Raw genomic sequence first — 12,674 nt, forward strand, 5'->3', positions numbered from 1 at the left:
AGCAGGGTTCACCCGGCCGTGCAAGACGGCTGCGGCAGAAGGCCTCCGACGCCGTAAGGTTGCTCCGTACGTATGGAGACATCGGAAGGAGGCCCGGGTGATCGAGCTCGAGTCGGTGCCCGAGCTGATCGACCCGGTCATGGTGGCCGCGTTCGAGGGCTGGAACGACGCCGGGGACGCCGCCTCGACAGCGGTCGGCCATCTGGACCGGGAGTGGAAGGGCGAGGTGTTCGCGGCGCTGGACGCCGAGGACTACTACGACTTCCAGGTCAACCGGCCCACGGTGTGGCTGGACGGCGGGGTGCGGAAGATCACTTGGCCGACGACCCGGCTCTCCGTGGTGCGCGTCGGCGGGGACAAGCCCCGGGACCTGGTCCTGGTGCGCGGGATCGAACCGTCGATGCGCTGGCGCTCGTTCTGCAACGAGATCCTCGGCTTCGCCCATGAGCTGGGCGTCGAGATGGTCGTCATTCTGGGCGCGTTGCTGGGCGACACCCCGCACACCCGGCCGGTGCCGGTGAGCGGGGTCACCTCCGATGCGGATCTGGCGCGGACGATGGACCTGGAGGAGACGCGCTACGAAGGCCCCACCGGCATCGTCGGCGTCCTCCAGGAGGCCTGCACACACGCGGGGGTGCCCGCGGTGAGCCTGTGGGCGGCGGTGCCGCACTACGTGTCGCAGCCCCCGAACCCGAAGGCGACACTGGCCCTGCTGAACCGGCTGGAGGACCTGATCGGGCTGCGCATCCCGCTGGGCGAACTGCCCGAGGACGCGCGGGCCTGGCAGCTCGGCGTGGACCAGCTGGCCTCGGAGGACAGCGAGGTCGCGGAGTACGTCCAGACGCTGGAGGAGGCGCGGGACACCGCGGAGCTGCCCGAGGCGTCCGGCGAGGCCATCGCCCGGGAGTTCGAGCGCTATCTGCGGCGGCGGGACGGCGGCCCCGGCCAGGGGCCCGGCGGCCATGCGACGGAGACCGGGGACGGCTCCTATCTGCGGGACCCCTCCAGCGGCCGCACCCGCCCGCCGAAGCCGCCGCGCCCGGAGTCCGGGCGGGGCAAGAACCCCGACGACAAGGGCGACAGGGGCGACCAGGGGTCCGACGGCCCGTCCGGTGAGGCTTCGGGGGACGCTCCGGAAGAGGAGTAACCCCGGCTGCGGTACGAACATCGGTGCCCCGCACGGAAGTTGATCCCGTGCGGGGCCCTCGCCGTTCCGGCGGCTCAGGCGCAGCGGAACTTCGCCGCCGCCCAGTCGCCGTGGTCCCCGGTCTTGGACCCGTTGGTGTCGGTGACCTTCAGCCGCACCTGGCGTACGCCGTCGAGCCTCACGTCCACCGGTACGGTCGCCGAGGCCCCGGTCAGCTTCGGTGAGGTCCACAGCACCTTGCCGTCGCCCTCCACCGAGAACGCGACCTCCCCGTAGCCGTCGATCTCGTCGTCGATGCCCACGTCGGCGGTGAACGCGGTGCAGCGGCCGCCGAGGTGGATCGCGATGTCGGAGTCGGCGTGGGTGCCGATGCCCTTCTCGTACGTGGTGCCCGCGAGCGTCAGCGTATTGCCGTCCTCCGCCCCGGACTCCCCGTTGGAGCGGTCGCGTTCGGCGGGTCCGTAGCCGTTGGTCTCCGAGAGCCAGAACAGGTCGCTCGCCCAGGCCTCGCCGGTGGGCGGCGGTGGAGTCACCGAGACGGCGAGCCGCTGTTGGCTGCTGCGGGCTTCACCGGCGACCCGGTAGCGGGCGAGCGCGGTGAGCCGGGTCTCGCGCACCTCGGCGTCCTTCGCCGGGGTGACCTCGACCGCGACCCGCCGGGTGGCGCCCGCCGGAATCCGCCCCGGGACCTTCGCCGTGACGGTCCGCCAGCCCTCAGGGACCTGGAGGGTGACCGATGTGCCGGTGAGGTCGGCGCTGCCCGCGGTCACGTCGACCAGGACCTCACCGGGCGTCCCCGCTCCGGCCTCCTGGCCGGTGGGGGCGGCGAGGACGGCGGCCGCGGCGGCCTGCCTGCCGCCGACAGCGCTGGTGCCGAGGAGCTTCACGGTGAACTTCTTCGCGGTGCTCAGGGGCGCGGTCTTCACGTGCACCACGCCGCCCCGGTCGTCACGGTCGTACCACCAGCCCTGCCGGGCCTTGTCGTACGCGCTTCGTGAACCCAGCTCCGGAAGGGCGCGGCCCAGCTTCACCGCGCGGGGCTCGGAGCCGGTGTGGACGGTGAACTCGTAGGGGCGGGCGGCCTGTTTGCCGGTGAAGCTCCCCCGGCTCTTGTTGATCGTGACGGAGACGTGGCCCTCGCCGCGCACCGGGGCCCTGACGTCGGCGCGCTGGGTGGCGTACTTGCCGTCGCGGTGCTGCCGGGTGACGCCGTCGTCCTCGTACAGGGTGAAGGAGCTGTTGCCCTGCGGGTAGACGTCCCAGGCGAGCGGGGAGTCGGCGGTGCGGTCGCGGTAGGAGCGGATGCCGGGCCACATCGGGATCGCCGCGCCCGCCTTCACGAACAGCGGCAGGGTGTCGAGCGGGGCGCCGTAGGTGTCGATGGTGGTGGGGCCCTCGTAGGTGCGGCCGCTCCAGTAGTCGATCCAGGTGCCCTTGGGGAGGTAGATGCCCTTGCGCTCGGTGGTGTCCTGGTAGACGGGTGCGACGAGGAAGTGCTCGCCGGAGAGGAATTCGTACTTCGCGGCCTCCGTCGAGGCCTTCGGGTCGTCCGGGTATTCGAGGACCAGCGGGCGGACCAGCCCGACGCCGGTCTTGGTCGCCTCGTGGGCGTAGCTGTACTGGTACGGCAGCAGCGACTCCTTGAGCTTGAGGTAGTCACGGTTGATGGAGGTGTACGGCTCCCCGTGGCGGAAGGGCTGCTTGTCCATGGGGGCCCAGCCGTCCATGGTCATCGTCGTGCCGAGGAACATCTTCCACTGGAGGTCGCGCGTGTACGTCTTGGCGCTGCCGCCGAAGATGCCGTCGATGTCGCCCGTGGTGTAGGCGAGTCCGGACATGGTCGCGCCCGCGTAGGTGGGGATCTGCCAGCGGATGTACTCCCAGCTGCCGGCCTGGTCGCCGGACCACTGGACTCCGCAGCGCTGTGCGCCCGCCCAGCTCTCCGGCGCCCAGGTGAAGCCCCGGGCGTCGCTGTGGTCCTCGATGCCCTGGTAGGCGTCCTTGCAGGCGTCCAGGGCGAACTTGTAGCCCGGGCCGACCCAGGCGACGTCCAGCTTGGCGACCCGCTGCCCGGCCCTCACCTGGGCGCCGAGGTTCTCGATGCCGTCCTCGGTCCACAGGCCGAGCTCCATCTTGCGTTCCTTCAGGCCCTGGGCGGTCTCCTCCAGGTCCTCGTAGCCGCAGCCGTAGCCGTCGTTGACCAGCATCCAGCCGTTGGGCATGTCGTTCTCGACGTAACCGTCGGCGACCTTCAGCGCGTCCAGGGTGCGGCGCTCGCCCCGGTTGGCGTTGTGGAGGTAGCAGTCGGCGTCGCCGGTCTCCATGCCGTAGATGGGCGGCAGGAAGGGTTTGCCGGTGAGGTCGGTGTACTGGCCGATGACGTCCTTGGCCCCGTCGCCCGCGAAGTAGTAGGCGTCGAAGCGCTGTTCCTTCGCACTGGTCGTCACCGGGTCGGTGAAGGCGTAGGTGCCCGGGGCGTAGGTGTTGCGGAAGACGCCGTAGCCGGCCGAGGAGAGGTAGAAGGGTACGGAGTTGGGGTGCCCGCCGTCGTCCCAGTTGTAGTCGACGGCGACCTCGACGGTCTTGTCGCGGTGGGAGGTGTTGCCGCGGCCGTTCTGCATCCCGGCCCCGTAGAACTGCTCACCGGCGCCCCGGGCCAGGGTCTGGACGGTCTTCTCGCCGGTCCAGCTCAGCCCCTTGGCCTCGGACCAGATCCGGCTGCCGTCGGCCCGGTGCAGGGCGAAGCGCAGCGGCTTCTTGTAGGCCCGCAGGGTGACCTCGCTCGTCGACAGCTCGTAGCGGTCGCCGCGGTCCTTCCAGCGGGTGCGGGGCTCCTTGCCCTGGGGCAGGACGATGTCGTCGCCGGTGGGGTCGGTGAACTCGCCGTCGGGGGCCAGCTCGATGCGGAAGGTCTCCGCGGAGACGAAGCTGACCCGGGCCTCGGCGGGCCCGGCGCTCAGCCGGTAGACCGCCCCGTCCGCCCGGAATCCGGTCACGTCCCCGACCGTGGTGCTCTCCGTGGTCTCCGGCGGGGCCCCGTCGGCGCGGGCCCCGCCGGGTCCCGTGAGGACCGCGACCAGTCCGAGCAGGGCAGCAACCGCTGCCGCTCTCATGCGCGTTGATGTTTGCATGATGAGCTTTTAGCGCAACTTCGAGCAGATGACCACGGACAAAAGGGAACCGGCCCCGAACTTCGTAGAGAAGTCCGAGACCGGTCCAGGCAGTCGGGGGAGCGTTCACGCCCCTACAGCGCGACCCCCAGCAGGGCGTCGACCGTACGCGACACGAGGCCGGGCGCACCCTCGTCCGTGCCGCCCTCCGCGCCCTGGAGCGCGGCCCAGCGGTCCACCGCGGCGAGCGCCGCGGGGCTGTCCAGATCGTCGGCCAGGGCCGCGCGAACCTCCTCGACCAGCGCGTCGGCGGACGGCCCGTCGGGGCGTGAGACGGCGGCCCGCCAGCGCGCGAGGCGCTCGACGGCGTCGGCCAGCACCTGGTCGGTCCACTCCCAGTCGGAGCGGTAGTGGTGCGAGAGCAGCGACAGCCGGATGGCCGCCGGGTCCACGCCCTCGCGACGCAGCGCCGAGACGAAGACCAGGTTCCCGCGCGACTTGGACATCTTCTCGCCGTGCAGGCCGACCATGCCCGCGTGGACGTACGCCTTGGCGAACGGGTGCTCGCCGGTCAGCGCATGGGCGTGGGAGGCGCCCATCTCGTGGTGCGGGAAGGCGAGGTCGGAGCCGCCGCCCTGAACGTCGAAGCCCATGCCGAGATGGTCGAGCGCGATGGCGACGCACTCGATGTGCCAGCCGGGGCGGCCCGCGCCGAGCGAGGCCCCGTCCCAGCTCGGCTCGCCCGGGCGGGCGGCCATCCAGAGCATCGGGTCGAGGGGGTTCTTCTTGCCGGGGCGCTCCGGGTCGCCGCCGCGTTCGGCCGAAAGCAGCCGCATCGCCTCGGCATCGAGACCGGAGACCTCGCCGAAGTGCGGGTCGGTGTCGACGGAGAAGTAGACGTCGCCGTCGAGGTCGTAGGCGGCGCCCGCGTCCCTCAGGCGTTCGACGAGGGGCACGATGCCCGGTATCGCCTCGACCGCGCCGATGTAGTGCCGAGGGGGCAGCATCCGCAGGGCCGTCATGTCCTCGCGGAAGAGCGCCGTCTCGCGCTCCGCGAGTTCGGTCCAGTCCTGACCGTCGCGCACGGCCCTCTCCAGCAGCGGATCGTCCACGTCGGTCACGTTCTGGACGTAGTGAACCTGCCGCTTGGTGTCGAGCCACACGCGCTGAACGAGGTCGAACGCGTTGTAGGTCGCCGCATGACCCATGTGGGTCGCGTCGTACGGCGTGATGCCGCAGACGTAGATGCGGGCGACGGGACCGGGGTCAAGGGTGATCCGTCCGCCGGTCGCGGTGTCGTGGATCCGAAGGTCGCGGCCCTTGCCGGGCAGGGCGGGGACCTCAGAAGCGGGCCAGGCATGCATGTCATGAGCGTAACCGGACGATGCTTCCGGATACGAACCGGATCCGGAAACCTGTCCGAAGAAGCCCCCTTGTGCGAAGCCCTGGGGCCCGCTAGTGCCTGTCTGACGGGAATTGTCAGACAGGTCCTAGACCGGCGGCCACGGGATCGGCGGCCACTGGCCGCTGGGCTGCGGGTGCACCGCGCTCCTGACCAGCCCCGCGACCCGCTCCCGCAGGGCCTCCAGCTCGGCCCGCGTGATGAGTTGCGCCATTCGGGTGGCCAGGGCGGACCCCGGAGCCAGATCCGTGGCGAGCAGGCCCAGCACCCGCAGCGCCTCGTCGGTCAGCGGCTCGCCCGCCCAGCCCCACAGCAGGGTGCGCAGCTTGTCGTCCACGTTGAAGGTGACCCCGTGGTCGATGCCGTACAGCCGCCCGCCGGGCGCCGACAGCAGGTGGCCGCCCTTGCGGTCACCGTTGTTGATCACCGCGTCCAGCACCGCGAGCCGCCGCAGCCGGGGGTCGTCCGCGTGCACCAGCAGCGCGGTCCTCCCCTCCCCCACGTCCGCGAAGCCCACGGCCTTCCAGCCGTCGCCCGGCTCCTCGCCCTCGACCAGTGCCAGCAGCGGCGGCCCACCGTCGTCGGACTCGGTGGGCCCGGGCGCGTCGATCCAGAGTTGGCACATGCCCTCGCCGTACGGCCCCTCCCGCAGCACGGTGGGCGGCACCAGGTCCCAGCCGGTGGCCCGGGAGATCTCGTACGCGGCGACCTCGCGCTGGGCGAGCGTCCCGTCGGGGAAGTCCCACAGCGGCTGCTCCCCCGCGACCGGCTTGTAGGCGCAGGTGCGCTCCTCGCCCTCGTACGCGACCGTGCAGTGCAGCACCGCGTTCGACGCCCCGCCGACCTGCCCGAGCACGGTGAGCGTGCCTTCGGTGAGCAGGGTGAGCAGGTCGGTGTCGGTCAGGCTCCGCGACGGTATCCGTTCTGGCGCGGGCATACGTGTCCTTCCGGATCCAGCGGCAGGCTGCACAGCGGGCACGGCGGGCGGCCGGCGTTGACGACGTCCAGGGCGCGCTTGGCGAACGCGCGGGCCTGGGCGCCGCTGAGCCGGACGCGGAGCATCGGCGGGCCGTTCTCCTCGTCCTGGAGGAGCTTCTCCTCGGCCTCCGCGAGGTCGTCCTCGGAGTCGGCGTCCAGCTCGACGAGGGCCTGTGCCTCGACGATCATGCGCTGTTCCTCGCCGTCCCAGGCCAGGGCCATGGTACCGACCCGGAACTCCTCCTCGACCGGCACGTCGAGGGGCGCGGTGTCGGTGATGTCGGCGGGGGCCACGGCGGGGACCGGGGAATTGCCCCCGGTGCGGCGCACGACCTCGTCGAGCAGCTCGTCGATCCGCTCGGCGAGCGCGGCGACCTGGGTCTTCTCCAGGGCCACGCTGGTGACCCGGCCCTGGGAGGACGCCTGCAGGAAAAACGTACGGCGGCCAGGCAACCCGACCGTACCGGCCACGAATCGGTCCGGCGGGTCGTAGAGGAACACCTGACGGGACACGTCCTGCTCCCTTGAGATCGGTGGTGGTTGGGGCGGCGCTACGGCGCGTCCACCCTACTGCCCCAAGCGATCACGGCGCGCCCGCGCCGCCCCCGACCGCCGCGTCCGCGCCGACGGGGCGTTCGTGGGGGGCGAGGGAGGCGAGGCCGCCGGTGTCGCCGAGCCGCAGGAGGAAGGGGCGCAGCCGGGTGTAGCGGATCGCGGTGACCGAGCAGGGGTCGACCTGGACGCGCTGGAAGAGGTCCAGGTGCATGCCCAGGGCGTCGGCGACGAGGCTCTTGATGATGTCGCCGTGCGAGCACATGACGTACGTGGCGTCCTCGCCGTGCTCCGCCTCGACCCGGGCGTTCCAGTCGCGTACGGCGTCGACGGCGCGGGCCTGCATGGCACGCATGGACTCGCCGCCGGGGAAGGCGGCGGCGGAGGGGTGCTGCTGGACGACGGACATCAGCGGCTCGTCGGCCAGTTCGGCCAGCTTCCGTCCCGACCAGTGGCCGTAGTCGCACTCGCTGATGCGGTCCTCGGTGTGCAGGGGGAGGCCGGGGCGGGCCTCCAGCAGCGGCTGGAGGGTTTCCCGGCAGCGTTCCAGGGGGCTGCTGACGGCGAGGACCGGGCTCAGGGCAGCCAGCCGCGCGGGCAGGGCAGCGGCCTGTCCGGCACCGCGTTCGTCGAGGTGGACACCGGGGGTGCGGCCCGCGAGCACTCCGGCGGTGTTGGCGGTGGAGCGTCCGTGGCGTACGAGGATCAGCGTGGGCATACTCGCCAGCGTAGAGGGGTGGCGGAAGGTGCGCGGGGGCCGGTCAGGGGGAAGAATGCCCGCCGTGATCGTGGACTGTGCCATCTACCGGGACGGGCGCCGCACCGAACGGCCCGAGGATTTCTCCGGGGCCCTGGCTGAGGCCCGGGGCTCGCGGGATGCGTTCCTGTGGATCGGGCTGCACGAGCCGACGGAGCGGGAGTTCGGTCTCGTACGCCATGAGTTCGGGCTGCACCCGCTGGCGGTGGAGGACGCGTTGCGCGCGCACCAGCGGCCCAAGCTGGAGGTGTACGACGACTCGCTGTTCGCGGTCCTCAAGCCGATCGTCTACGAGCCCGCGAGCGACACCGTCAGCGCCGACGAGCTGATGGTGTTCATAGGGGACTCGTTCGTGGTGACCGTCAGGCACGGCGAGAGCGCCCCGCTGGCGGCCGTACGCCAACGGCTGGAGGCCGAGCCGGAGGTGCTGAAGCACGGTCCGACGGCCGTGCTGTACGCGGTGAGCGACGCGGTCGTGGACCGCTACATGGAGGTGGCCGGGGAGCTCCAGGTCGACCTGGAGGAGCTGGAGGCGCGGGTCTTCGCGCCGAGCGGCGGCGACTCGAAGAACACCGCGGCCCGGATCTACACCTTCAAGCGGCAGGTGCTGGAGTTCCGCCGGGCGGCGGGCCCGCTGACGGCGCCGATGGCCCGGCTCTCGGGTGCGGGCGTGCCGTTCGTCCACGAGCACGCGCAGCCGTTCTTCCGGGACGTGGCCGACCACCTCACGCGCGCCAACGAGCAGGCGGAGGGGCTGGACCGGCTGCTCTCGGACATCCTGTCGGCGCATCTGGCGCAGATGGGTGTGCGGCAGAACGACGACATGCGCAAGATCTCCGCCTGGGCGGCGATGGCCGCCGTCCCGACGATGGTGGCGGGCGTCTACGGCATGAACTTCGACCACATGCCGGAGCTGCACTGGACGTGGACGTACCCGGTGGTGGTCGCCCTGATGGGCGTCGCGGTGTACGGGCTGCACCGGCTGTTCAAGCGGCGCGGCTGGCTCTGAGGCGCATCACGCGTACTCGCGCTCGGGCACGGCGGTGCTGCCGAGAGCGTTGCGGCGCTCCGGCATCTCCAGGGTCACCATGCGCCGCCAGCCGACGACGCGTTCGTACGCGTACATCGCGTGGATGCCCGCGGCGAGCAGGGCCGCCCTGGGGCGGGACCAGCCGAGGACGCGCCCCATGCGGGCCATCACGGCGAGGCTGACGTCGCGGTAGACGCGGATCTCGGCCAGGGCGCACTCGCGCATGGTCCGCTGAATGGTCCGGCCGTGTCCTTCGCGCGCGAGCGACAGCAGTTCCTCGTGGCAGTAGGCGAGGTGGTTGTCCTCGTCGTTGGAGATCATCTTCACCGCGCGGCCGATGTCGGGGTGGTCGGCGAAGTGCCGGCGCAGCAGCCGCATCTGTTCGGAGGCGCGCTGCTCGGTGATCCGGCTGTGGGCCAGATAGGTGATGATGTCGCGCTCGGTGAGGCGCTCCTCGCCACGCAGCCGGGAGTGGGCGAGCCCGATCCCCTGCTGTTCCAGGAGCATCGTGTAGTCGGCCTCCGGGGGGACCTGGACCGGCGGGAGGCCGCGCTTCTTGAGGAGGGCGTTGAAGATCCGGCCGTGTTTGTCCTCGTCGGCGCCGTGCCGGACGATCCTGGGAGCCAGTTCACGGCGGTCCTCGGGGACGAGGGCGGCGATGCGGGCGTTCTCCCAGCCGCCCTGGGACTCCCCGCTGGCGGCGATGGAGCAGAAGAGCCGATAGGCCTCGTCGTCGTCGAGGATCTCCTGGAACAGGCTTTTCGCTGAGAGCATGGCGGCCACCTCCGTACCGGATGCCCGCGGACCGCGAGTCCGCGGAGCAACGTTCCGCAGAGAGAGTCAAATGCGCCGCAGGCCGGTCGGCAACCGGAGCAGTGGCGGACGGCGACCACCGGGCCGCCGTAACTCCTGGGCGTGGGGCGCGTTGTTCCGGGTGACGGCCGTGGCGGGGAAGACCCCCGAGCCCCCACCACGGCCGTAGTGCTGTGTTCAGGCAGTTCGGACTCAGACGAGTCCGGAGCGCTCCAGGGCGTCGGTGCCCGCGCGCAGGGCGGTGATCCGCTCCTCCAGCGTGAATCCGGCCGGGGCGAGGTTGAGTGTGGTGACCCCGGCGGCGGCGTAGGCCTGCATCCGCTCGGCGATCCGCTCGACGGGGCCGAGCAGCGCGGTCTGGTCGATCAGCTGGTGCGGTACGGCGGCGGCGGCCCCGGCCTTGTCCCCGCCCAGGTACTTGTCCTGGATCTCGGCGGCCTCCTTCTCGTACCCCATGCGCTGGGCGAGCTGGTTGTAGAAGTTCTGCTTCCGGCTGCCCATGCCGCCGACGTACAGGGCGGTGTAGGGGCGGAACATGTCGGCGAGGCCGTTCACGTCGTCGCCGACGGCGAGCGGCAGCGTCGGGGAGACGTCGAAGCCCTCCATGGTCTTCCCGGCCCTCTCCCGGCCCGCGCGCAGCGGTTGGATCGCGGTCTCCTCCAGGTGCTCGGCGGAGGGGAAGATCAGCAGGGCGCCGTCGGCGATCTCCCCGGTCTGCTCCAGGTTCTTGGGGCCGATCGCGGCGATGTAGAGCGGGATGTGCTCGCGCTGCGGGTGCACGGTGAGCTTGATCGGCTTGCCCGGGCCGTCGGGCAGCGGCAGCGTCCAGTGCGCGCCCTCGTACGACACGCGCTCGCGGGTCATCGCCTTGCGGACGATCTCCACGTACTCGCGGGTGCGGGCCAGCGGCTTGTCGAACTTCACGCCGTACCAGCCCTCGGAGACCTGCGGGCCCGAGACGCCGAGGCCGAGCCGGAAGCGGCCGCCGGACAGCGAGTCGAGGGTGGCGGCCGTCATCGCCGTCATGGTGGGCTGGCGGGCCGGGATCTGCATGATCGCGGAGCCGACGTCGATGGACTCGGTCTGGGCCGCGACCCAGGTCAGCACGGTCGGCGCGTCGGAGCCGTAGGCCTCGGCCGCCCAGCAGACGTCGTAGCCGAGCCGGTCGGCCTCCTGCGCGACGGCGAGGTTGTCGCCGTCCATGCCCGCGCCCCAGTAACCGAGATTGATGCCGAGCCGCATAGCCGCTCCCCTTACTGATCAGTAACGTCGCTTTCTCCGGACTCTAGCGCGGGTCGCGGCGATCCGGCAGGCCCACACGACCTCCCGTTGTCCACAGGCCTCCACCCGGTGGGGCCATGGCCAGTAATCTCAGCGCCCATGGAGCAGAGGCATCTCGGCCGTACCGGCCTTCGCGTGTCCCGGATCGGGCTCGGCACCCTCACCTGGGGCCGGGACACCGACGAGCACGACGCCGCCGACCAGCTCAAGGCCTTCTGGGACGCGGGCGGCACCCTGGTGGACACCGCCGATGTGTACGGGGGCGGCGAGGCCGAGTATCTGCTCGGGCGGCTCGTCGGCAGCCTGGTCCCCCGCCAGGATCTGGTCATCGCCACGAAGGCGGGCAACGTCCCGGACCCCTACCGCCGCTTCAACGGCTCGCGCGGGCACCTCCTGGCCGCCCTGGACGCGTCCCTGGAGCGGCTAGGCACGGACTACGTGGATCTGTGGCAGGTCCACGCCTTCGATCCGGCGACCCCGCTGGAGGAGACCCTCCAGGCGGTGGACCTGGCCGTCGCCTCCGGCCGGGTCCGCTACGCGGGGGTGTCGAACTTCTGCGGCTGGCAGCTGGCCAAGGCCGCCACCTGGCAGCTCGCCGCGCCCGGGGTGCGCACCCGGCTGGCCAGTACGCAGATGGAGTATTCGCTGCTCCAGCGGGGCATCGAGCGCGAGGTGCTGCCCGCCGCGCTGGACCTGGGGATCGGTCTGCTGCCGTCCTCGCCGTTGGGTCGCGGGGTGCTGACCGGCAAGTACCGCCAGGGCACCCCCTCCGACTCCCGGGGCGCGTCCGAGCGGCTCGCCCCGTTCGTCGAGCCGTATCTCGACGACGCGGCGGCCCGCATCACCGACGCGGTGGCGACGGCGGCGGACGGCCTGGCGACGAGCCCGCTCCAGGTGGCGCTGGCCTGGGTCCGGGACCGGCCCGGGGTGGCCGCCCCGATCGTCGGCGCGCGCAACGCCGGGCAGCTCACGGAGGCATTGTCAGTGGAGGCGCTTAGTCTTCCCTACGAGATCTGCCAGGCGCTCGACGATGTGTCGGCGCCCGTGCACCGCTATCCCGATCAGGACTGGAGCACGCTGTGACTGCGCTTCCCGGGGAGACCCCCGGCACCGCCGGCACGGACACACCGGAGGCCCACGAGCCTCCGGAGGACACCGGCACCGAGGGCCCCGCGCACGCCGAAGCGCCCGAGGCGGACGGGGCGGACGGGGCGGACGAGCCAGCCGGGGCGGACGGGGCGGACGACTCCGGCACGGACGGCGACGACGACTCCGCCGTTGCCGAAGCGCCTGCGGCCGAAAGCGCCGACGCGGCCGCCGCCGAGCTCTCGGAGGCGCAGGCCGAGCTGGCCGCACAGCGGGAGCTGCGGGAGCGGATCGAGAAGCGCAAGGCGGAGAAGGCCGGGCCCATCGCCGCCGGCACGAAGCTGAGCGGTACGGCCGCCGACCTGCTCGCGGCGGTACGGGCCGTGGAGAGCGGCGAGAAGGCGGGGGCCACGTTCTTCGACTCCGCCGCCGTGGCTTCGGGCGAGGCGGCCCCCACGCCCCGGCGTGCCGCCCCGGCGCCCGCCGCGCGGGCACCCCGGGCCCGGGCGCCCGAGGCC

At 72.0% G+C, this 12,674-nt stretch carries 10 protein-coding genes and 1 pseudogene; 4 read left to right on the forward strand and 7 right to left on the reverse strand.

Annotation, left to right across the window (positions count from 1 at the left end):
- The first annotated feature begins 97 nt into the window (after nucleotides 1-97).
- A complete protein-coding gene (locus tag CIB93_RS25015; protein WP_096630016.1) occupies nucleotides 98-1,147 on the forward strand; it encodes a PAC2 family protein in 1,050 nt (349 codons plus the stop codon).
- A 74-nt stretch (nucleotides 1,148-1,221) separates the two neighbouring features.
- Here the strand turns inward: CIB93_RS25015 and CIB93_RS25020 are convergent, their stop codons facing one another.
- From CIB93_RS25020 to CIB93_RS25040, 5 genes are all read right to left on the reverse strand, one after another.
- Entirely contained in the window at nucleotides 1,222-4,278 is a 3,057-nt protein-coding gene (locus CIB93_RS25020; RefSeq protein WP_096630018.1) for an NPCBM/NEW2 domain-containing protein, read from the reverse strand.
- Nucleotides 4,279-4,391: 113 nt separating this feature from the next.
- Complete coding sequence (mshC, locus tag CIB93_RS25025; RefSeq protein WP_096630019.1) at nucleotides 4,392-5,621, reverse strand: cysteine--1-D-myo-inosityl 2-amino-2-deoxy-alpha-D-glucopyranoside ligase; 1,230 nt, start codon at nucleotides 5,619-5,621, stop codon at nucleotides 4,392-4,394.
- A gap of 126 nt (nucleotides 5,622-5,747) precedes the next feature.
- Nucleotides 5,748-6,596: an SCO1664 family protein gene (locus tag CIB93_RS25030; RefSeq protein WP_096630021.1), complete on the reverse strand. Its 849-nt coding sequence runs from the start codon at nucleotides 6,594-6,596 to the stop codon at nucleotides 5,748-5,750.
- Complete coding sequence (locus CIB93_RS25035; RefSeq protein WP_096630022.1) at nucleotides 6,560-7,150, reverse strand: DUF3090 domain-containing protein; 591 nt, start codon at nucleotides 7,148-7,150, stop codon at nucleotides 6,560-6,562. Before CIB93_RS25035 ends, CIB93_RS25030 begins: the two co-directional genes overlap by 37 nt.
- A gap of 70 nt (nucleotides 7,151-7,220) precedes the next feature.
- Complete coding sequence (locus CIB93_RS25040; RefSeq protein ID WP_096630024.1) at nucleotides 7,221-7,907, reverse strand: histidine phosphatase family protein; 687 nt, start codon at nucleotides 7,905-7,907, stop codon at nucleotides 7,221-7,223.
- A gap of 55 nt (nucleotides 7,908-7,962) precedes the next feature.
- On the opposite strand from CIB93_RS25040, the gene CIB93_RS25045 reads away from it, so the two are divergent.
- Nucleotides 7,963-8,955 (forward strand): magnesium and cobalt transport protein CorA, encoded by a 993-nt coding sequence (locus CIB93_RS25045; protein WP_096630026.1) that lies wholly within the window; start codon nucleotides 7,963-7,965, stop codon nucleotides 8,953-8,955.
- 6 nt (nucleotides 8,956-8,961) lie between these two features.
- Here the strand turns inward: CIB93_RS25045 and CIB93_RS25050 are convergent, their stop codons facing one another.
- Together CIB93_RS25050 and CIB93_RS25055 are read right to left on the reverse strand one after the other, a co-directional pair.
- Nucleotides 8,962-9,750, reverse strand: a complete 789-nt coding sequence (locus CIB93_RS25050; protein WP_096630027.1) for a hypothetical protein — start codon at nucleotides 9,748-9,750, stop codon at nucleotides 8,962-8,964.
- Between the two features lie 231 nt (nucleotides 9,751-9,981).
- On the reverse strand, nucleotides 9,982-11,031 hold the full coding sequence (locus CIB93_RS25055) for an LLM class F420-dependent oxidoreductase (protein WP_096630029.1): 1,050 nt from the start codon (nucleotides 11,029-11,031) through the stop codon (nucleotides 9,982-9,984).
- A 138-nt stretch (nucleotides 11,032-11,169) separates the two neighbouring features.
- Here CIB93_RS25055 and CIB93_RS25060 point away from each other — a divergent pair, with 138 nt between their 5' ends.
- Complete coding sequence (locus tag CIB93_RS25060; RefSeq protein ID WP_096630031.1) at nucleotides 11,170-12,153, forward strand: aldo/keto reductase; 984 nt, start codon at nucleotides 11,170-11,172, stop codon at nucleotides 12,151-12,153.
- A pseudogene (locus CIB93_RS25065) lies at nucleotides 12,150-12,674 on the forward strand (DNA helicase RecD); the annotation flags it as partial. The gene CIB93_RS25060 and the pseudogene CIB93_RS25065, both read left to right, overlap by 4 nt.

Origin of the sequence: Streptomyces sp. WZ.A104 (genome assembly GCF_002382885.1) — a bacterium.
Lineage (GTDB): Bacteria > Actinomycetota > Actinomycetes > Streptomycetales > Streptomycetaceae > Streptomyces.